The following is a 17,931-nucleotide window of genomic DNA, read 5'->3' as shown; positions in this document are numbered from 1 at the left end:
TCCTCGAATTTCCACCAAACTCGCGACACTACCCCCAAACCAAACTTGCACAATTGTCTTTCCGGTTCATTATGGCGGAAAGACAATATACGCATGCAAATTACTCAGGGAAAAATCTCTAATTTATAGCTTTAGAGTACCATTCTTATCAAATTGCTCCAACTTGTGAACCGGAAACACAGTGTTTTGTTGTAGTAACAGCACGTTAAAGGGAATCTAATTGCTGGATGGCACAACCTTTGAGGGATTTAGAGTGCCATTCCTGTCCAGCGCCGATTTGATTTCACCCATAACCTGCCAACCGTCGCCATGTTCGGCCTGCATATAATCTAGCTTGCCCATGCCGATGCCATGTTCGCCGGTGGCTGTCCCCCCCATTTCCAAGGCGCGTTCTACCATGCGGTTTGACAGATTTTTCGCGACTTTCATTTCCTCATCGTTGCCCGGTTCCACCAACAGGATCGCGTGGAAATTTCCGTCTCCGACATGGCCAAGGATCGGACCCGGAATGGGGCTGGCGGCGATGTCGGCGCGGGTTTCCTCGACCGCTTGGGCAAGGCGGGAAATCGGCACGCAGACGTCGGTGACAACGGCGGTGGCCCCTTTGCGCAGGGCAACGCAGGCGTAATAGGCCTTGTGGCGCATGTCCCATAGCGCGTTGCGTTCTTCGGTCTTGGCAGACCATTTGAAACCGGTGCCACCCATATCCTGCACGATTTCGCCAAAGCGTTCGGCCTGCTCGGCCACGCCCGCGTCGGACCCGTGAAATTCCACCAGAAGATGCGGCACCTCGGGCAGGTCGGTGCCGGAATAGGCATTGCAGGCGCGCGTGGTGTCGGCGTCGATGAATTCGATCCGCGCCATCGGGATGCCCATCTGGATGGTGGCGATCACCGCGTTTACCGCATTGCCGATGTCGTCAAACGAACAGACGGCGGATGAAATCGCCTCGGGCTGGCCGTGTAGGCGCAGGGTCAGTTCGGTGATGATGCCAAGGGTGCCCTCGGCGCCGACAAACAGCGCGGTCAGATCATAACCCGCCGATGATTTGCGCGCCCGGCTGCCGGTGCGGATGATGCGGCCATCGGCCAGAACCACCTGAAGCGCCAGAACATTGTCGCGCATGGTGCCGTAACGCACCGCCGTGGTGCCGCTGGCCCGCGTGCTGGCCATGCCGCCAAGGGTGGCGTTGGCACCGGGATCAACCGGAAAGAACAGGCCGGTTGTGCGCAGTTCCGTGTTCAGCTCCTCGCGGGTCAGGCCGGGCTGGATTACCACATCCATATCCTCGGCGTTCACAGCCAGCAGGCGATTCATACGGGCCAGATCAATTGTCACACCGCCCTTCACCGCCAATGTGTGCCCCTCAAGCGAGGTGCCTGCGCCATAGGGAATGACGGGGCAGTCATGTTCGTTACAAATCCTCACGATCTGCGAAACTTCGTCGGTATTCACCGGATAGGCCACCGCGTCGGGCGGGGCTGGGGTGAAATGGGTTTCGGATGTGCCATGGGCGTCCAGATCGGGCTTGGCCAGACTAAGGCGATCCCCTAGAACAGTGGTCAAAGCGGTGATTGCGGTTTGGATGGTCATTGCGGGCCTCAAAGCTGTTTGGTGCAAGATAGGCCAAGGTTACGCAGGGTTAAACCCTGGATTTGTCAGATAGGGCGCTGGTTGTGCTGAATGAAGAAAGAACACTGATTACCCAGAAGTTGGGCGAAGGGTTACAAGCCCTCCGCACTGGGCTGCGCGTGATACGCCAGAAAGGCCCCAGCCAGGTGCAGTTCTGGTTCATCGCGCTGATTATCGGAATTGCATCGGGCTATGCGGCGCTGGGGTTTCGCAAAGGGATTTCGGCGCTGCAAAGCTGGCTCTACGGGGCCGAGGACCTGCATCTGCTGCACAGTTTTGCCGAAACCCTGCACTGGTACTGGATCCTGCTGATCCCGATTGCCGGCGGGTTGGTGGTGGGGCTGATCCTGAACCGCTATACCGATGATGGGGTGGTGCGCTCGGTTGCCGATGTGATCGAAGGGGCCGCAATGAACGAAGGGCGGGTCGAACAGAAAGAGGGCATCGCCAGCGCGATCGCCTCGATGATCACGCTGGCCTCGGGCGGATCCAGCGGGCGCGAAGGGCCGGTGGTGCATCTGGCCTCGGTAATTTCCAGCTGGGTGTCGAACCGCATACATGCAAACGGTATCACGGGGCGTGATCTGTTGGGCTGTGCGGTCGCTGCGGCGGTTTCAGTCTCTTTCAACGCGCCAATCGCAGGGGCGCTGTTCGCGCTGGAAGTGGTGTTGCGCCACTTTGCGGTGCATGCCTTTGCGCCGATCGTGATTGCGTCCGTGGCAGGCACGGTGATCAGCCGGATACATCTGGGCGATGTCACCGAATTTACCGTTCCGGTCGAAGGGTCACTGGTATTCTATGTGGAATTACCCGCCTTTATGATCCTGGGGCTGGTCAGTGGCCTTGTCGCTGTGGCGCTGATGAAGGTGGTTTTCTGGGCCGATGATCTGGGCAACTATGTGCAAAAACGCACCCATATGCCCGGATGGCTGCGTCCCGCTGTGGCCGGTGCGATGCTGGGGGCGATTGCGATTGCCTTTCCGCATATTATCGGGGTGGGCTATGAAACCACATCGCGGGCGTTGACCGGCAATCTGCTGCTGTATCAGGCGATGATTTTTGCGGTGGTTAAAGTTGTGGCAGTGGCCATCACCATGGCAGGCCGGATGGGTGGCGGCATCTTTTCCCCGTCGCTGATGACTGGCGCACTGACAGGACTTGCGTTCGGGCTGATCTCGACCTCGATCTTTCCAAATGTGTCGGGATCCGAAACCATCTATGCGCTGGCGGGCATGGGGGCGGTCGCGGCCGCCGTATTGGGCGCGCCGATTTCCACCACGCTGATCGTGTTCGAGCTGACCGGCGACTGGCAAACAGGGATCGCGGTGATGGTGGCCGTGTCGCTGTCCACAGCCTTGGCCAGCCGGATTGTGGATCGGTCGTTCTTTTTGACATTGTTAGAGCGCAAGGGCGTGCATCTGTCGGCAGGCCCGCAGGCGTATCTATTGTCGATGTGCGGTGTGGCCAGTGTGATGCGGGCCAAGGGAACCGAAGGCGCACCCTCGGATGATGCCTGTTGGGAGTTGATCGGGCAGGGGGTTTATATCGACGGTAATGCCACCCTGAAACAAGCGATGCCGATTTTCGAGAGCACCGCGCACGCCTTTATCCCCGTGGTGACGCTGGGCAGCGAGGCGGATTCGCCCGAACTGTGGGGGGCGTTGTTTCAGGTGGATGCGCTAAAGGCCTATAACAAGGCGCTGGCAGCCACGGCGGCCGAGGAACATTCGTAACCGGTGCGCCCCTATCGCCAGTTGCTGAAAACAGCTAGGCTGTTTTTGAACAGCAAACAGGAGACGCAAACAATGAGTGAAGAAACCCGTATCGAAATCCGCAAGGATGGCCCGTTGATCGTGAAAAACTGCAAAACGATCGTACTGCCCGACGGCACCGTGGCCGAGGAAAAGGCGATGACCGCCCTGTGCCGCTGTGGCATGTCGGCCAACAAACCCTTTTGTGATGGATCGCACAAGGAAAACGGCTGGAGTGACGAATAGCTTGTGAAACAGAGAGGCCCCGCACCATGTGCGGGGCACGCTATTACAGTTCTTCGACGGTAACCTGCGCCGGATCAAAGGCTAGATAACCCTTGATCTGCGCCACGGATTCGATCGGGTTTTCATAAGACCAAACCGCATTCTCCAGCACCAGACTTTTGGTCTGGATCGAATAATAGCGTGCATCGCCCTTGTGTGGACAGTGGCTGCTCTGATCGCTTTCATCCAGAAAAATCATCGCAATATCTTTACGCGGAAAATAGATCACCGGTTTCATATCACCTTCACTCAACTTTAATGCATTGGTGCTTTCACCCAGAATCGCCCCGCCTGCGCGCACCACCCATTTGCCATTTGCTTTGTGAATCTTGATATGTTCCGACATGTGCTGCGCCCTATCTTGTTGAGTGAGAGCAGACACTAACACATCTATTAGGCGATTTGCACGTCCCAAAGCCGTGCAGGCGAAATTTTTCCGGCTTGCGCTTAAATTTTGCGCCGTAACATTTGCCAATGCAGGCCAATAGGCGGAAAGAAAAACAGCAAAAAACCCATTTTTGTATAGGCCAGATACATCGCGGGGATCCACAGAACGGAAATCACCAGCCCAACCCCGCCGGCAATCCGTGTGGCCACGCCCGGTGATGTAAAGCGCAGTAGTAACAAATGAAACAATTTGCGGTTGTGTCTCGAAAGTGGTGGAAATTGATTTCAGGCACCTCCGAGCGGGTTGAGTTATGCGCCGGTCAGGCGGCTTGGTCAAGGGTTGCGTCGGCGACGGGCTGAGCGAGCGTTTCCCAGCCATCGACCTTTCGCATGACGATCTGCCCCGAGGCCATCAGAGCCCAAAGCAGCATCGGCACGGTCTCGGCGCATGGCAGCACGGTCTGGGTCTTGATGCGGCGGCGGAATTCCTCGTTCAGGCGTTCGATCGCATTTGTCGTTCTGGCCGATTTCCACTGGCCTTGTGGCAGACGCGTGAAGGTGAAAAGCTTATCTCCTGCTTCTTCCAAGCTGTCAGCGACGGCCTTGCATTTCAGCCGCCATTTTCGCAGAAATGCCTTGCGGCGGGTGGCGATTTCCTCGGGTGTTTTGGCGTAGATCATGTCGCGGTAATCTTCTGTCAACTCATCATGCATACGCTTGGGTGCCTTGGCCAGAAGGTTGCGGTGCTTGTGCACCGTGCACCTCTGGATCGGCAGATCTTCACCCCAGAGGGCAATGAGAGCGACCTCAAGTCCCGGTGCCCCGTCCACGATGACAAATTCGGGCCGTTTCAACCCGCGCGCATCCAGATCGTTGATGAACTGACGCCAGGCGGAGGTGCTTTCGCCGCCCATGTTCATCAGTGATAACAAGACCTTCTGCCCATCCCGGCGCACGCCAATCGCGGCCAGAACCGAGATATTGGTGGCCTTCCTGTCAATCCGCGTTTTGATCACGGTGCCGTCCAGGATCAGCCGCACGATGTCTTCATCCGCAAGGCTGCGGGCGCACCACGCCTGCCAGTCCACCTTCACCTTGCGCCAGGCGCGGCTCACCACATCCTTGCTGACCGCCCCCTGAAACAGGCCGAACAGGGCGCGTTTTACCCGCCGTGTGTTGGTGCCCGAAAGGTAGACAGCAGCGATCAGCGCCTCGGCCTTCTTCGTCAGCCGCTGGTAGCGGGGCAATGCCTTCGAGCGCCATTCTCTGGCCTTGCCGGCCTCGCCTGTGATCCGCGCACGCGGCACGCGCACCGTTTCGGTTCCAAATGTTCCGACCAGTTGCCGCTCGCGATGCCCGTGGCGGTATCCGGCCTTTGCCCCGCCGCTGCGGCCATACCGGCAACGGCCCAGAAACTGCTCCAGCTCCTCTTCGAAAACCGCCTCGATCGTCGCGCGGATGTTCTGGCGCAGCCGGTCTTCAATCGGGTCATAGCCTGCTTCATTGGCCAGTAGCGCGGATGTCGATGTTGCTGTATTCTTTGTCATGGCGTGATCTCCTTGGCGGTTCCAGCCGCCGGTTGGGTGGCTTCGATGCACCCGGAGATTACGCCGTCCTCGAATTTCCACCAAACTCGCGACACTACCATTTGCCCCCGTCCAATGGTTGCACCGGGATCATGTTGAAAATTGCCAAAAACAGGTTGATCCAGGCCAGCAGGTTCACGGCCCACATCAACAGCCCTTCCGGCATATAGGGCCAGATCAGGGATGCCACCGCCCAGATGGTCAGGTTCACAATCGGCCCCATCGCCACGATCAGTTCTTCCTGTCTGGGTGTGGCTGAGCGGGTCCGTTCGCAAAATCCGCCGCCGCCATAAATCATGATCCGGCGCACAGGAATTCCCTGAATCAATGTGGCACATGCGTGGCCCAGTCCGTGAAGGTAGATCGATCCGATGATCAGCCCCAGAAAGATTGCATTGTAGAGCAATTGTGCGGCACTGGTGCCAAAGGACAGGAACAGCAGAACCAGCAGAAGGATGCTGGAACCGATATGCACCGGCACCCCGAAGAAGCCGCGAAACTCGAAAATAACTTTACTGCTGCCGAACATTCAAACCCGCCAAATCATAAAAAATCCGTTTCGTTATAAGGGCGCACAGGCGCGGGTCAACCAGTCAAGGGTTTCCTCCGTCACCAGGGGGGACAGCATTTTATGGGTCTGCGCGTGATAGGCGTTCAGCCAGTCCCGCTCGCCACTGCTTAACATATCCGGTTTGGTCAGGCGTTTGTCGATCGGCACATAGGTCAGGGTTTCAAATGCCATCATATCGCGATCATCCGCACCTTGCAGGGCAGGGGCGGGTTGCACCACAATCAGGTTTTCAATGCGGATGCCAAAGGCGCCTTCACGGTAATATCCCGGTTCGTTCGACAGGATCATACCCGCCTGAAGGGGCACATCCGAGGCCCTGGAAATCCGTTGCGGCCCCTCGTGCACCGAAAGATAGGTGCCCACGCCGTGACCGGTGCCGTGATTGTAATCCTGCCCCGCCAGCCACAGCGGGAAACGTGCCAGCGCATCCAGATCACGCCCTGCCAACCCCTTTGGAAACCGCGCACGGGAAATGGCAATCATGCCTTGTAATACACGGGTAAAGCACGCCTTTTCTTCGTCCGCTACATCACCAACGGCTATGGTGCGGGTGATATCGGTGGTGCCGTCCAGATATTGCCCACCGCTGTCTACCAGCAGCAATTCGCCTTTGCGGATCTCGCGATTGGTTTCTTCTGTAACGCGGTAATGGATGATCGCCCCATTCGGCCCCGCGCCGCAGATGGTTTCAAAGCTGATGTCGCGCAGGGCGTTGGTGTCGCGCCGAAACCCCTCCAGTTTTTTCACCACCTCGATTTCGGTCAGCCCGCCTTTGGACGCGGCATCGTCCAGCCAGGCCAGAAAATTCGCCATCGCCACCCCGTCACGCAAATGCGCCGCGCGGGTGCCGGCAATTTCGGTGGTATTCTTGCAGGCCTTGGGCAGGATGCAGGGGTCTGTCTTGTGTTGCACCTCGATACCCGCGCCCTGCAATATATCACTTACGGCCACCGGAGCCGTATCGGGATCAACCCGCACTATGCCTTGCAACGCCTTGAGGGCTGGTTCAAATGCCTCCCAAGGCTGCACGACCAGCGCCAGTCCCTCGGCCTTGGCGGGATCGGTGAACAGATCAATCTGCCCGTCCGCGTGCAGAATAGCAAAACCCTGCACCACGGGGTTGCGCTCGATGTCGCTGCCGCGAATGTTCAGCAGCCAGCAAATGCTGTCGGGCAGCGTTAAAACGGCTGCTTCCGAACCACCATCTTTTATATCCGCGGCAATGCGTTTGCGCTTGGCCCCGGATGTTTCCCCGGCAAATTCAACAGGATAGTCCATGATCTTGCCGCTGGGTCGTGCAGGTCGGTCCGCCCAGATCCGGTCCACCAGATTATCCATGGCCACCAGTTCCACACCGCAATCAGCCAGTTTCTCCATCTCGCCCTTGGTATGCAACCACGGGTCAAAACCAACCCTGCCGCCATCGGGCAACGCCTGTTTCAACCAGTCCGCCAGCGTAGTTTCCGGCCAGTCCACCGGAGTGAAATACGCCAGATCGACCTGCGATTTCACCTGCGTGCGATAACGTCCGTCTACGAACACGCCCGCCCGATCCATCAGTGCAGCACAAAATCCCGCCGAGCCGGTGAACCCTGTCAACCACGCCAGCCGTGCATCACAAGGGGTAACATATTCGCCCTGAAACCTGTCCGCACGCGGCACCAGAAACCCGTCCAGCCCTTCGCGGGCAATTTCACCCCGCAACTGCGCCAGCCGCTTTGGCCCCTTTTCGGGCGTCGATGTCACCTCGAAACTCTGGAACATCCTTCACCCCTTCTTCTTGCTAAAAATACCTGCTGCGCGCGTCAGGACGCCCGCCTGATCCCCATCACCCGTGCCCGTGCGCGCGGGTCACTGTCAAACAGGCTGGCCAGTTGTTCGGTCATCGCACCAGCCAGTTGTTCTACATCCGTGATCGTCACCGCGCGGTCGTAATAGCGCGTTACGTCATGGCCGATGCCGATTGCCAGCAGTTCCACCAGCTTTTTCTTCTCGACCATCTCGATCACGTCGCGCAGGTGTTTTTCCAGATAATTCGCGGGGTTAACCGACAGGGTTGAATCATCCACCGGCGCGCCATCGGAAATCACCATCAGGATTTTGCGTGCCTCTGGACGGCCCACCATGCGCCGGTGCGCCCATTCCAGCGCCTCGCCGTCGATGTTTTCCTTCAGCAGGCCCTCTTTCATCATAAGCCCCAGATTGGGCCGCACGCGGCGCCAGGGGGCATCCGCCGCCTTGTAAATGATATGGCGCAGATCGTTCAGACGGCCGGGCACCTGTTCGCGCCCCGCGTTCAGCCATTTTTCACGGCTTTGCCCGCCTTTCCACGCCCGGGTGGTAAAGCCCAGAATTTCCACCTTGACCTGACAACGTTCCAGCGTGCGGGCCAGAACATCGGCACAGATCGCGGCAATGGAAATCGGACGGCCCCGCATGGAACCGGAGTTGTCGATCAGCAGGGTGACCACGGTATCGCGGAATTCGGTGTCTTTTTCGATCTTGAACGACAGCGGAGTCGTCGGGTTCGCCACCACCCGCGCCAGACGGCCCGCGTCCAGAATACCCTCTTCCAGATCAAATTCCCACGCACGGTTCTGTTGCGCCTGCAAGCGGCGCTGCAATTTGTTGGCCAGCCGTGAAACCGCGCCCTTTAGCGGTTCCAGTTGCTGATCCAGATAGGCCCGCAAGCGTTCCAGCTCGGCGGGTTCGGCCAGATCCTCGGCGCGGATTTCCTCGTCGAAATCGGTGCAGTAAACCTTGTAGTCAGGATCGGCCTTGGACACGGGGGCAGGGGGCGGCGGGTCCATCGGGGCCTCGCCCTCGGGCAATTCGGCCTCGTCGCCCTGCTCCATATCGGCCATGTCGTCCATCGTGACGCTGGCCTGGGACTGGTCCTGCTGTTCATCCTGCGACTGCTCGGGGGATGCCTCGGCCTCTTCCTGCTCGTCATCCTGCCCTTGGCTGTCAGGGTTGTCGTCCTGCTCGTCGCTTTCCTCGGACTGCTCGTCGCTGTTGTCATCTTCGGCGTCGGGATCATCGCCCAGTTGATCACCATAGCCCAGATCGGCAATCACCTGTCGTGTGAAACGGGCGAAATCGGCCTGATCGGCCAGCATGTCCTGCAAGGTCTCAAGCGTGCCGCCGGCCTTGTCCTGAAAATAGTCTTTCCACAGGTCCAGCACGTTTTGCGCATCCGTGGGCAGATCGCGGCCGGTGGCCAGCTGGCGCACCAAATAACCGGCGGCTTCGCTTAACGGGGCTTCACTTTGATCGGTGATCTCGCCATAGCCGCGCCGCATCGCCTCGTCCGCGATTTTGGCGTCGATGTTGCCCAAGGTGCCGGGCATGTCGCGCGCGCCCACGGACTCGCAACGGGCGTTCTCCATTGCCTCGTAAATACCGCGCGCCAACTCGCCCTGCGGGGCATAGCGGGCGTGGGTGGCGATGTCGTGGTGCTTGTGGCGCAGGGCCAAGGCATCCGCCGTGCCACGGGCCAGCAAGACCTCGTCATGGGTCATGCGGCGGGTGACTTGGGGCAGGCGCACGGTGTCGGGCGTGGCCCCCGGAGGGTCCACGGTAAAGCTGACCGACAGTTCGGGGTCATCCGCCATTACCTTGGTGGCTTCGGCGAGCGCCTTTTTGAACGGATCAGCTGGGTTGTCGGTTGGTTTGGTCATGGCTCATGTCCGGGTCGGAATTGACAGAATAAGTTTTCCATCAATACATAATGGTCAACCCAATTCGAACAATTTGGAGATTTTGGAATGGAAACACCAAGAAATATGCTATCTTGCACGACGACGATGCTTTTTGCAGTCACATGAAACCGAGAATGCTGATACCCGAAGTTCATGGGCTGAACGGGTTCTGACTGCAGATTTGGCGCTTTGAAAGCCCGAGGCAGTTTTCCGGACTCGTGAATACAATAGGCCAAAACTCCGTCTCGCGATTTATCTTCCCAGTTAATTGTCTCCCGTGGATATTGAAGGCTTATCTGACCACATATCTGCACATCAGCACTAGCAACGTTTGTAGTGCACCAAATGAGAAACAGGAATGTAGCGGTTTTCCCCATCACCCCAAACTCACACTCGCCGCGCTTTCCGGCAGTTCTTCGTCAAAGCAACGCTGATAGAATTCCGCCACGGTCTGGCGCTCCAACTCGTCGCATTTGTTCAGGAACGACAGGCGGAAAGCATAGCCGACGTTGCGGAAAATCGTGGCGTTCTGGGCCCAGTTGATCACGGTGCGGGGGCTCATCACGGTGGACAGATCGCCGTTCATAAACGCGGTGCGGGTCAGGTCAGCGACCGTTACCATCTGGCTGATCTGCTTGCGGCCCGCATCGGTGTTGTAGATCGGGTTTTTTGACAGCACGATTGCGCTTTCGGCATCATGGGACAGGTAGTTCAGCGTCGCGACCATCGACCAGCGGTCCATCTGGGCCTGGTTGATCTGTTGAGTGCCATGATACAGGCCGGTGGTATCGCCCAGCCCGACAGTGTTCGAGGTGGCAAACAGGCGAAACGACGGGTGCGGTGTGATCACCTCGTTCTGGTCCATCAGGGTCAGTTTGCCGTCATGTTCCAGCACCCGCTGGATCACGAACATCACATCGGCACGCCCCGCATCGTATTCGTCAAACACGATGGCGGTGTTGGTGCGCAGGGCAGCGGGCAGGATGCCCTCTTGAAATTCGGTGACCTGCATGCCGTCGCGCAGTTTGATCGCGTCCTTGCCGATCAGGTCGATCCGGCTGATGTGGCTGTCCAGATTGACGCGCACACAGGGCCAGTTCAGGCGGGCGGCGACCTGTTCGATATGGGTCGATTTGCCAGTGCCGTGATAGCCCTGAATGATCACGCGGCGGTTGTGGGAAAACCCGGCGAGGATGGCCAGCGTGGTTTCGGGATCGAATTTATAGGTCGGGTCGATTTCGGGCACGCGGTCGGTGCGGTCCTCGAACTTTTTGACGGGCATATCGGTATCCACGCCAAATACTTCGCGGACTGAAATTTCTTCGGTGGGTTTGGTGGTGCTGTCCATGATATCGGTCCGCTTCTTTTTCGTTTTCAGTGCTTACAATGGTTGGTGCAACAATTTTACCGCAGGTGCAAGTGATCGTCAGGGGGGAATTGCACATTCCCTGTTGTTCTTCTGGGGGAAAACTGTTAAATCCCGCGGTATTGGTTTGTCAGGGTAAATAGTAAGGAGCGTCAACATGCCTCAACGAAAAACACGCGTAATTGCGGCCGGTGTAGTGATCGGGCTGGCGGGGTATTTTTCGATGATCGGGTTTGTCTGGTCCGATTGCTATACGACGTTCAGCAGTTGCTATGGTAGTGCGGACGAGGTGATCTTGCCTGTTATTGTCGGGGCGGGGTTGGCCGGTATGCTGTTTTACGCGCTGTTCGGGCAGCAAGGGCGCAAGGGCTGGTTGCTGGCGGCGCTGGGGGCGGTTCTGGCGACGGCTGTCGGGGCAATGTTGGCGGTATTGGTGATGGGGCTTTGGGGCGGAGAAGGTGTGCTGAATGACCTTTCTGTAGTATTGGGAACCTCTGTAAATTCCCGTTTTCGCCTTCTTCGCGGCGGGGTGGACGGTTTTTCGCCTGTCCCGCCTGATTGCTTCGGATCATAAACCCATTTTCACCGGTTTCAAGCCGGTTTTGGGTATTTCAGGCACACCTCACCCCATGAACCCTTATCCCGGCGCCGCCAGGCCGCATTCGAACTGGACGAAGCGCTTCATGTTGTAGACCAGGTTCATCATCCCGATGCGAAATCGCGCCCGCTTCAGGCCGATGGAGCGGATCAGCTTGCCGCCCATGGAGCGCTCCTGAAAAGCGAATACATGCTCGACCCGGACCCGCACTTTCGAGCGCCTCCGGTTGGCCTTTTGCTGGCGCTCGCCAAGCGGCTTGCCGCGCCTGCCCTTGTGATGGATATGGCTGTGAAGCCCCCGCTCTTCCAGCTCGCTTTCGATCTTTTGCGAGCGATAGGCGCTGTCGGCCCACAGGTCCGATGAGGTGTTGCTCGCATCAATCAGACCGGCAAGCGCCTGGCTGTCATGCACGGCGGCATCGGTGACATCATAAGCGCGGATGAATTTGTGCCGCCGGTCGACATTGATGTGGTTCTTGTAGCCGTAATAGCTCTTGCCGTGCTTCTTCGTCCAGCGCGCATCCACGTCCTTCTGGCGCTTCTTGTGGGGTTTTTCCTCCCACTCTTCAGGCGTTTCGCCCGCCTTGATTTTCTCGTTCTCGTCCCTTTTGTTGTGCTGGCGCGGCGCCGGAACGATGCTCGCATCAACAATCTGCCCGCCCATCGCCAGATAGCCCTTTTCGCGCAGAAAGGCATCGAACTTGTCAAACAGCTCCTTCATCTTCCCGGCCCCGGCCAGCCTTTCACGGTAGGCCCAGATGGTCTTGGCGTCAGGTACGCTGTCTTCAATGCCAAGGCCGAGAAACCGCATGAACGACAGGCGGTCGCGGATCTGATACTCGATCTGATCGTCAGAGAGGTTGTAGAGCTGCTGCAAAACCATCGTCTTGAATATCAGCACCTCATCCCAAGGCGGGCGGCCAGCGTTGGATTTGCGCTGTTCGGGCGGCGTGCGCCATATGGCCTTCAGCTCGTCCCGGTAATCCTCGAACGGCACCATGTCGTTGAGCAACACCAGCGGATCACCAGATTTGTCCAGTCCCGCGTATCGGCTGGAAAGATCAAAAAATCCCATCTGACCCATGACAAAACCCCGTCGGTCGAATCATTTTCATCCTGATGACGATTCTACCCCGTCAGGCCGGATTTTGGGGGATTTTTAGAGGTTCCCTATAAATGATGTTGAAGGGGTGCGTGAAACCTTTGGGCAGTTCAATATCGCGCAGATCAAAACCACCTACACAATCGGATTGAAGAATGAAGCACGCGGTGAACGCGGCGAGGTTCTGATTGCAAATTACGATCTGCCCTCACAATAAGGAACAAAACCTAATGCCCCCAAAAACCTTCTGGGTAGTGTCGCGAGTTTGGTGGAAATTCGAGGACGGCGTAATCTCCGGGTGCATCGAAGCCACCCAACCGGCGGCTGGAACCGCCAAGGAGATCACGCCATGACAAAGAATACAGCAACATCGACATCCGCGCTACTGGCCAATGAAGCAGGCTATGACCCGATTGAAGACCGGCTGCGCCAGAACATCCGCGCGACGATCGAGGCGGTTTTCGAAGAGGAGCTGGAGCAGTTTCTGGGCCGTTGCCGGTATGGCCGCAGCGGCGGGGCAAAGGCCGGATACCGCCACGGGCATCGCGAGCGGCAACTGGTCGGAACATTTGGAACCGAAACGGTGCGCGTGCCGCGTGCGCGGATCACAGGCGAGGCCGGCAAGGCCAGAGAATGGCGCTCGAAGGCATTGCCCCGCTACCAGCGGCTGACGAAGAAGGCCGAGGCGCTGATCGCTGCTGTCTACCTTTCGGGCACCAACACACGGCGGGTAAAACGCGCCCTGTTCGGCCTGTTTCAGGGGGCGGTCAGCAAGGATGTGGTGAGCCGCGCCTGGCGCAAGGTGAAGGTGGACTGGCAGGCGTGGTGCGCCCGCAGCCTTGCGGATGAAGACATCGTGCGGCTGATCCTGGACGGCACCGTGATCAAAACGCGGATTGACAGGAAGGCCACCAATATCTCGGTTCTGGCCGCGATTGGCGTGCGCCGGGATGGGCAGAAGGTCTTGTTATCACTGATGAACATGGGCGGCGAAAGCACCTCCGCCTGGCGTCAGTTCATCAACGATCTGGATGCGCGCGGGTTGAAACGGCCCGAATTTGTCATCGTGGACGGGGCACCGGGACTTGAGGTCGCTCTCATTGCCCTCTGGGGTGAAGATCTGCCGATCCAGAGGTGCACGGTGCACAAGCACCGCAACCTTCTGGCCAAGGCACCCAAGCGTATGCATGATGAGTTGACAGAAGATTACCGCGACATGATCTACGCCAAAACACCCGAGGAAATCGCCACCCGCCGCAAGGCATTTCTGCGAAAATGGCGGCTGAAATGCAAGGCCGTCGCTGACAGCTTGGAAGAAGCAGGAGATAAGCTTTTCACCTTCACGCGTCTGCCACAAGGCCAGTGGAAATCGGCCAGAACGACAAATGCGATCGAACGCCTGAACGAGGAATTCCGCCGCCGCATCAAGACCCAGACCGTGCTGCCATGCGCCGAGACCGTGCCGATGCTGCTTTGGGCTCTGATGGCCTCGGGGCAGATCGTCATGCGAAAGGTCGATGGCTGGGAAACGCTCGCTCAGCCCGTCGCCGACGCAACCCTTGACCAAGCCGCCTGACCGGCGCATAACTCAACCCGCTCGGAGGTGCCTGAAATCAATTTCCACCACTTTCGAGACACAACCCCAACAAGGATCAGGATGCCGATACGGTGCACGGCACGCAAAAGCCTGTCGATTGCATGCGCCGCCCGATCCTGAATAATTCCAGCCCCGGACAAGCGATTTACGAGCCGTTCATGGGCTCCGGCACCACGTTGATCGCGGCCGAGACCACGGGGCGGGTCTGCCTCGGGATCGAGTTGAATCCGGCTTACGTCGATGTCGCCGTCGAGCGCTGGCAGCAGTTTACAGGGCAGCAGGCAACGCTGGAAGGCACAGATCAAACCTCAGCCGAACTGGCGAAAAAACCGCGCTGAGGCATGTATGAGCTGATCAGGGGTGCCAATCGCTCCTGCGGCCATGCCGCACGTGCAAAACCTGCACCGTCTCATCCATGATTGTGAAATACACCCGCCAGCGGGTGGCGCGCCCGTATAATGCGCGGCGGATTTCAACATCGAACTCGGCGGATTCCGGGGCAACCGCATGAGATTCCGGCATCAAGGCAAGGCCGAGGATCAGTTTGCGCATGCCCGCCAGCCAGTCGTCGGCGGCACGGGGATTGCGCTCCTGCAACCACGCATGTTCCTGCCGGATATCATCGGCGGCCTTTGGCGTAACAATGACGCGATACTGGCGAGCCATCAGCTGGCGGACAGATCGTCAAAGAAGGCCGAGGCTTCAACACCTTCGCCAGCGCGTGCCTGATCCAGCCCCTTGCGGATGCCTGCAACGGTCTGGGCATAGTCGATCTGGTCCTGCATGTCCTGCCACGCAGCGGCGTCCATAACCACGACCGAGGGCTTGCCGTTCACCGTCAGCACCGACGGGCGGCCGGTTTCCTTGAGGCGGGCCACAAAGCGCGAAGTCTCGCGTTTGAACTCGGTAAGGGGGCGGATGTCTTTGGTGATATCCATGGCTTGGCTCCTGATTGCGCACCTAATTAGATGCTAATGTAGTGCGCAATCAAGGCGGAGTCCAGTGCTGGGTCAGGAGGCAATGCGGTAAACGCGGCCTCTGTCGGCAATTTTCTCGGAGATGATGGTCAATCCCAGCCGCTTTTTCAATGTGCCTGAAATGGCTCCACGTATAGTGTGCGACTGCCAGTTAGTTGCCTTGGCGATCTCGGCGATCGTTGCCCCGTCGGGGGCTTCGAGCATCTCGATCAGCATGGCCTGTTTGGTGCCTGCTCGGGGTTTGGGCTGTGCCGGATCAGTTTGCGGCGTTTCTGTTTCGACCCCGATGGCCGCCAGCCCCGCATCGGTAATGACCAGCGTGGTGCCGTGGCCATCGCCGGTCTTGCGCCATGTCGGTTCGCCCTTGCGAATATCGGCTTCGACCTCGTCCAGAAAACCCTTCCGGATCAAGGGCACGATCACCTTGTTGGCGGCCCCGCCCCGCAGGCGGTCCGGCAGCGGCAAGGCAATACGGTCGTCCTGTTGCGACGCACGCGACAAGATGAGGGTCTGGGTTTCGGTAAGTTTGCTCATGCTGAATATTCTCCTTCTTGAAAGGCGCGGTCGCAAATCTCGCGCAGGTTCTTTGAAATGTCGGCCAGATCGCCCACATGGCCCCATGTATGGATGGCCCCTGCTGGGCAAGTACAAAATTGGTACTGCAACTGGCGTTTCGCGGCCATGTATTCGGCGTCTGTTTGCAGATGTATTTCTGCGCGCCTTGATGAAGTCCGCATGTATCAGGTCCAATCAGTGGAACGCGATCGTATCGCTTGGGGCCACACGGGGTGTCCTGATACGTTTATTGCCTTTTGCCATCACCTCACTTTGCGCCTTGCCGTCTCGGAAGCCGGGCGGGCCCGGCTATTGTGTTTTGGTCAATTTATGCGGGCCGGTAGCTTTGGCCGGATTTCAACAACGCCCAGATCGTTCGGGCCATTTTGTTCGCAATGGCAATCGCCACCACCTTCACCGGCTTTCTCTTCAGCAATTGCCAGATCCAATCATCGCCTTCCCCACGCCGGCGTCGTGTGCGGATACGCGCCAGAGCGCCAAGATAAAGTAACCGTCGAATATACCGGTCACCCATTTTCGATATGCCACCCATCCGTTCCCGACCGCCGCTTGAATTCTGTTTGGGGGTAAGGCCGATCCATGCCGCATAGTCGCGTGCTGAGCGGAACTGCGACACATCCGGCGTTGTCGCGGTAATCGCGCTGGAAGTCAGCACCCCGACACCGGGGATCGTGGTCAGGCGACGTGCAGTTGGGTCTTGCCGTTGGGAAATCTCAATTTGGCGGGTGATTTCGGCAACCCGATCACGGGTCTCATGGAACTGCCGGGAAAGGAGATCGAATGCAACGCCAGCTTGTTCTGGAAGCTCTGCGGCTGCCTCAAGCAGACGGTCGACATTTTGTACGCCAACAGGCGCAACAATTCCGAATTCAGCCAGATGCGAGCGGATGGCATTGACGATCTGCGTGACCTGCCGGACCAGAATATCGCGGGTGCGGTGTTGCATCAAGATGGCTTGGTGTTCTTCGGTCTTGGCTGGCACAAAGCGCATGGTCGGCCGGGTTACAGCCTCGCATATTGCTTCCGCATCTGCGGCATCCGTCTTTTGACGCTTGATGTAGGGCTTGACATAAGAAGGTGGCATCAGACGCACATTATGGCCCAGACGTGTCAGCTCACGCGCCCAGAAGTGGGCTCCGGCGCAGGCCTCAATGCCAATCAGACAGGAATTCAGCAGCCTAAAGAATGAAAGAACCTGGCTGCGGCGCAACTGGCGTCGGACAATCACTTGCCCTTGTATATCAATGCCGTGCACCTGAAAAACATTCTTGGCAATGTCGAGGCCGACGGTGACGATAGCCTCTGCTTGTAGTTTCTTGTTCATGATCCTCTCCTTGTGAAGCACTTCTACGGCCCTCACTTTGCCATAGTGAGTTGACGGAAGCAGGGGCCATCCACGCCATCAGTGAATTTCATCGGGGCTGGCTTCAAAATGGTCATCACTCAGGGCCTGCAGGCGGGCGAGCATGGTGTCGATCTCGGCCTTGCGGGTCAGAAAGGCGGCGAGTGCCTTGTCGTTTCTGCGGGTCAATATTTTGCCTCCTGTGCGGCGGCCAGCCCTGCGGCGTAGGCGGCTTCGAGCGCGGCCTGAATGCCCCAGACCGAAACCTCGTGGAAGTCGAGGCTGTCGCTTTTGCGCTCCTCCAGCGTCTCGATAAAGAGGGGCTTTTGGGCAATGCTGGCCAGCAGGTCGGCGGGGGCGATTTGGTTGGTCTTGGCTGTCATGGTCTGGCTCCTTTTTGGTGTAATCAGAATCGCTCTTTCTGGGATGATTATCCAGTAAAATAGCAGCAATATCATTGC

At 58.2% G+C, this 17,931-nt stretch carries 18 protein-coding genes and 1 pseudogene; 5 read left to right on the top strand and 14 right to left on the bottom strand.

The window, feature by feature from the left end:
• Nucleotides 1-216: 216 nt before the first annotated feature.
• Nucleotides 217-1,593, bottom strand: a complete 1,377-nt coding sequence (locus ACQY4M_RS21250; protein ID WP_428548488.1) for an FAD-binding oxidoreductase — start codon at nt 1,591-1,593, stop codon at nt 217-219.
• 83 nt (nt 1,594-1,676) lie between these two features.
• Between ACQY4M_RS21250 and ACQY4M_RS21245 the strand changes: the two genes are divergently transcribed.
• Both ACQY4M_RS21245 and ACQY4M_RS21240 read left to right on the top strand, forming a co-directional pair.
• Complete coding sequence (locus ACQY4M_RS21245) at nt 1,677-3,365, top strand: chloride channel protein (RefSeq protein WP_428548485.1); 1,689 nt, start codon at nt 1,677-1,679, stop codon at nt 3,363-3,365.
• Nucleotides 3,366-3,437: 72 nt separating this feature from the next.
• Nucleotides 3,438-3,629 (top strand): CDGSH iron-sulfur domain-containing protein, encoded by a 192-nt coding sequence (locus tag ACQY4M_RS21240; RefSeq protein ID WP_118942099.1) that lies wholly within the window; start codon nt 3,438-3,440, stop codon nt 3,627-3,629.
• A 43-nt stretch (nt 3,630-3,672) separates the two neighbouring features.
• Here ACQY4M_RS21240 and ACQY4M_RS21235 read toward each other — a convergent pair whose 3' ends face one another.
• The 6 genes from ACQY4M_RS21235 to cobS all read right to left on the bottom strand — a co-directional run bounded on the left by ACQY4M_RS21235 (nt 3,673) and on the right by cobS (nt 11,261).
• Nucleotides 3,673-4,014 (bottom strand): DUF427 domain-containing protein, encoded by a 342-nt coding sequence (locus ACQY4M_RS21235; protein WP_428549038.1) that lies wholly within the window; start codon nt 4,012-4,014, stop codon nt 3,673-3,675.
• Nucleotides 4,015-4,375: 361 nt separating this feature from the next.
• On the bottom strand, nt 4,376-5,602 hold the full coding sequence (locus tag ACQY4M_RS21230; RefSeq protein ID WP_428539582.1) for an IS256 family transposase: 1,227 nt from the start codon (nt 5,600-5,602) through the stop codon (nt 4,376-4,378).
• Nucleotides 5,603-5,696: 94 nt separating this feature from the next.
• Nucleotides 5,697-6,170 carry a metalloprotease gene (locus ACQY4M_RS21225; protein WP_428548482.1) on the bottom strand — a complete coding sequence of 158 codons (474 nt, stop codon included), beginning with the start codon at nt 6,168-6,170 and terminating at the stop codon, nt 5,697-5,699.
• Nucleotides 6,171-6,203: 33 nt separating this feature from the next.
• Nucleotides 6,204-7,976 (bottom strand): aminopeptidase P family protein, encoded by a 1,773-nt coding sequence (locus tag ACQY4M_RS21220; RefSeq protein ID WP_428548479.1) that lies wholly within the window; start codon nt 7,974-7,976, stop codon nt 6,204-6,206.
• A gap of 41 nt (nt 7,977-8,017) precedes the next feature.
• Complete coding sequence (gene cobT / locus ACQY4M_RS21215) at nt 8,018-9,892, bottom strand: cobaltochelatase subunit CobT (protein WP_428548476.1); 1,875 nt, start codon at nt 9,890-9,892, stop codon at nt 8,018-8,020.
• Between the two features lie 397 nt (nt 9,893-10,289).
• A complete protein-coding gene (gene cobS, locus ACQY4M_RS21210; protein WP_428548473.1) occupies nt 10,290-11,261 on the bottom strand; it encodes a cobaltochelatase subunit CobS in 972 nt (323 codons plus the stop codon).
• A gap of 175 nt (nt 11,262-11,436) precedes the next feature.
• Here cobS and ACQY4M_RS21205 point away from each other — a divergent pair, with 175 nt between their 5' ends.
• Nucleotides 11,437-11,853, top strand: a complete 417-nt coding sequence (locus ACQY4M_RS21205; protein ID WP_428548470.1) for a hypothetical protein — start codon at nt 11,437-11,439, stop codon at nt 11,851-11,853.
• A 63-nt stretch (nt 11,854-11,916) separates the two neighbouring features.
• Here the strand turns inward: ACQY4M_RS21205 and ACQY4M_RS21200 are convergent, their stop codons facing one another.
• Nucleotides 11,917-12,960 carry an IS5 family transposase gene (locus ACQY4M_RS21200; RefSeq protein ID WP_428539227.1) on the bottom strand — a complete coding sequence of 348 codons (1,044 nt, stop codon included), beginning with the start codon at nt 12,958-12,960 and terminating at the stop codon, nt 11,917-11,919.
• 367 nt (nt 12,961-13,327) lie between these two features.
• On the opposite strand from ACQY4M_RS21200, the gene ACQY4M_RS21195 reads away from it, so the two are divergent.
• A complete protein-coding gene (locus ACQY4M_RS21195) occupies nt 13,328-14,554 on the top strand; it encodes an IS256 family transposase (RefSeq protein ID WP_428539582.1) in 1,227 nt (408 codons plus the stop codon).
• Nucleotides 14,555-14,619: 65 nt separating this feature from the next.
• A pseudogene (locus tag ACQY4M_RS21190) lies at nt 14,620-14,913 on the top strand (DNA methyltransferase); the annotation flags it as partial.
• 16 nt (nt 14,914-14,929) lie between these two features.
• Here the strand turns inward: ACQY4M_RS21190 and ACQY4M_RS21185 are convergent.
• The 6 genes from ACQY4M_RS21185 to ACQY4M_RS21160 form a co-directional block, all read right to left on the bottom strand.
• Entirely contained in the window at nt 14,930-15,241 is a 312-nt protein-coding gene (locus ACQY4M_RS21185; protein WP_428548467.1) for a type II toxin-antitoxin system RelE/ParE family toxin, read from the bottom strand.
• Complete coding sequence (locus tag ACQY4M_RS21180; protein WP_118943303.1) at nt 15,241-15,513, bottom strand: type II toxin-antitoxin system Phd/YefM family antitoxin; 273 nt, start codon at nt 15,511-15,513, stop codon at nt 15,241-15,243. The genes ACQY4M_RS21185 and ACQY4M_RS21180 overlap by 1 nt, the downstream gene beginning before the upstream one ends.
• Nucleotides 15,514-15,585: 72 nt before the next feature.
• A complete protein-coding gene (locus ACQY4M_RS21175) occupies nt 15,586-16,086 on the bottom strand; it encodes a DUF3489 domain-containing protein (RefSeq protein WP_428548463.1) in 501 nt (166 codons plus the stop codon).
• Nucleotides 16,087-16,435: 349 nt separating this feature from the next.
• A complete protein-coding gene (locus tag ACQY4M_RS21170) occupies nt 16,436-17,452 on the bottom strand; it encodes an IS110 family transposase (protein WP_428542502.1) in 1,017 nt (338 codons plus the stop codon).
• A 78-nt stretch (nt 17,453-17,530) separates the two neighbouring features.
• Nucleotides 17,531-17,659 (bottom strand): hypothetical protein, encoded by a 129-nt coding sequence (locus ACQY4M_RS21165; protein WP_428549063.1) that lies wholly within the window; start codon nt 17,657-17,659, stop codon nt 17,531-17,533.
• Complete coding sequence (locus tag ACQY4M_RS21160; RefSeq protein WP_428548460.1) at nt 17,656-17,853, bottom strand: DUF6900 domain-containing protein; 198 nt, start codon at nt 17,851-17,853, stop codon at nt 17,656-17,658. The genes ACQY4M_RS21165 and ACQY4M_RS21160 overlap by 4 nt, the downstream gene beginning before the upstream one ends.
• Nucleotides 17,854-17,931 lie beyond the last annotated feature (78 nt).

The sequence above is a fragment of the Profundibacter sp. genome (genome assembly GCF_965277155.1).
Lineage (GTDB): Bacteria > Pseudomonadota > Alphaproteobacteria > Rhodobacterales > Rhodobacteraceae > Profundibacter.
This window is presented reverse-complemented; position numbering and strand designations above follow the sequence as displayed.

Bases quoted from the DNA above. Each gene is read 5' to 3' on its own strand.
- ACQY4M_RS21250 (WP_428548488.1), bottom strand. From the start codon at position 1,593: ATGACCATCCAAACCGCAATCACCGCTTTGACCACTGTTCTAGGGGAT.
- ACQY4M_RS21240 (WP_118942099.1), top strand. From the start codon at position 3,438: ATGAGTGAAGAAACCCGTATCGAAATCCGCAAGGATGGCCCGTTGATC.
- ACQY4M_RS21235 (WP_428549038.1), bottom strand. From the start codon at position 4,014: ATGTCGGAACATATCAAGATTCACAAAGCAAATGGCAAATGGGTGGTG.
- ACQY4M_RS21230 (WP_428539582.1), bottom strand. From the start codon at position 5,602: ATGACAAAGAATACAGCAACATCGACATCCGCGCTACTGGCCAATGAA.
- ACQY4M_RS21225 (WP_428548482.1), bottom strand. From the start codon at position 6,170: ATGTTCGGCAGCAGTAAAGTTATTTTCGAGTTTCGCGGCTTCTTCGGG.
- ACQY4M_RS21220 (WP_428548479.1), bottom strand. From the start codon at position 7,976: ATGTTCCAGAGTTTCGAGGTGACATCGACGCCCGAAAAGGGGCCAAAG.
- cobT (WP_428548476.1), bottom strand. From the start codon at position 9,892: ATGACCAAACCAACCGACAACCCAGCTGATCCGTTCAAAAAGGCGCTC.
- cobS (WP_428548473.1), bottom strand. From the start codon at position 11,261: ATGGACAGCACCACCAAACCCACCGAAGAAATTTCAGTCCGCGAAGTA.
- ACQY4M_RS21205 (WP_428548470.1), top strand. From the start codon at position 11,437: ATGCCTCAACGAAAAACACGCGTAATTGCGGCCGGTGTAGTGATCGGG.
- ACQY4M_RS21200 (WP_428539227.1), bottom strand. From the start codon at position 12,960: ATGGGTCAGATGGGATTTTTTGATCTTTCCAGCCGATACGCGGGACTG.
- ACQY4M_RS21195 (WP_428539582.1), top strand. From the start codon at position 13,328: ATGACAAAGAATACAGCAACATCGACATCCGCGCTACTGGCCAATGAA.
- ACQY4M_RS21185 (WP_428548467.1), bottom strand. From the start codon at position 15,241: ATGGCTCGCCAGTATCGCGTCATTGTTACGCCAAAGGCCGCCGATGAT.
- ACQY4M_RS21180 (WP_118943303.1), bottom strand. From the start codon at position 15,513: ATGGATATCACCAAAGACATCCGCCCCCTTACCGAGTTCAAACGCGAG.
- ACQY4M_RS21175 (WP_428548463.1), bottom strand. From the start codon at position 16,086: ATGAGCAAACTTACCGAAACCCAGACCCTCATCTTGTCGCGTGCGTCG.
- ACQY4M_RS21170 (WP_428542502.1), bottom strand. From the start codon at position 17,452: ATGAACAAGAAACTACAAGCAGAGGCTATCGTCACCGTCGGCCTCGAC.
- ACQY4M_RS21160 (WP_428548460.1), bottom strand. From the start codon at position 17,853: ATGACAGCCAAGACCAACCAAATCGCCCCCGCCGACCTGCTGGCCAGC.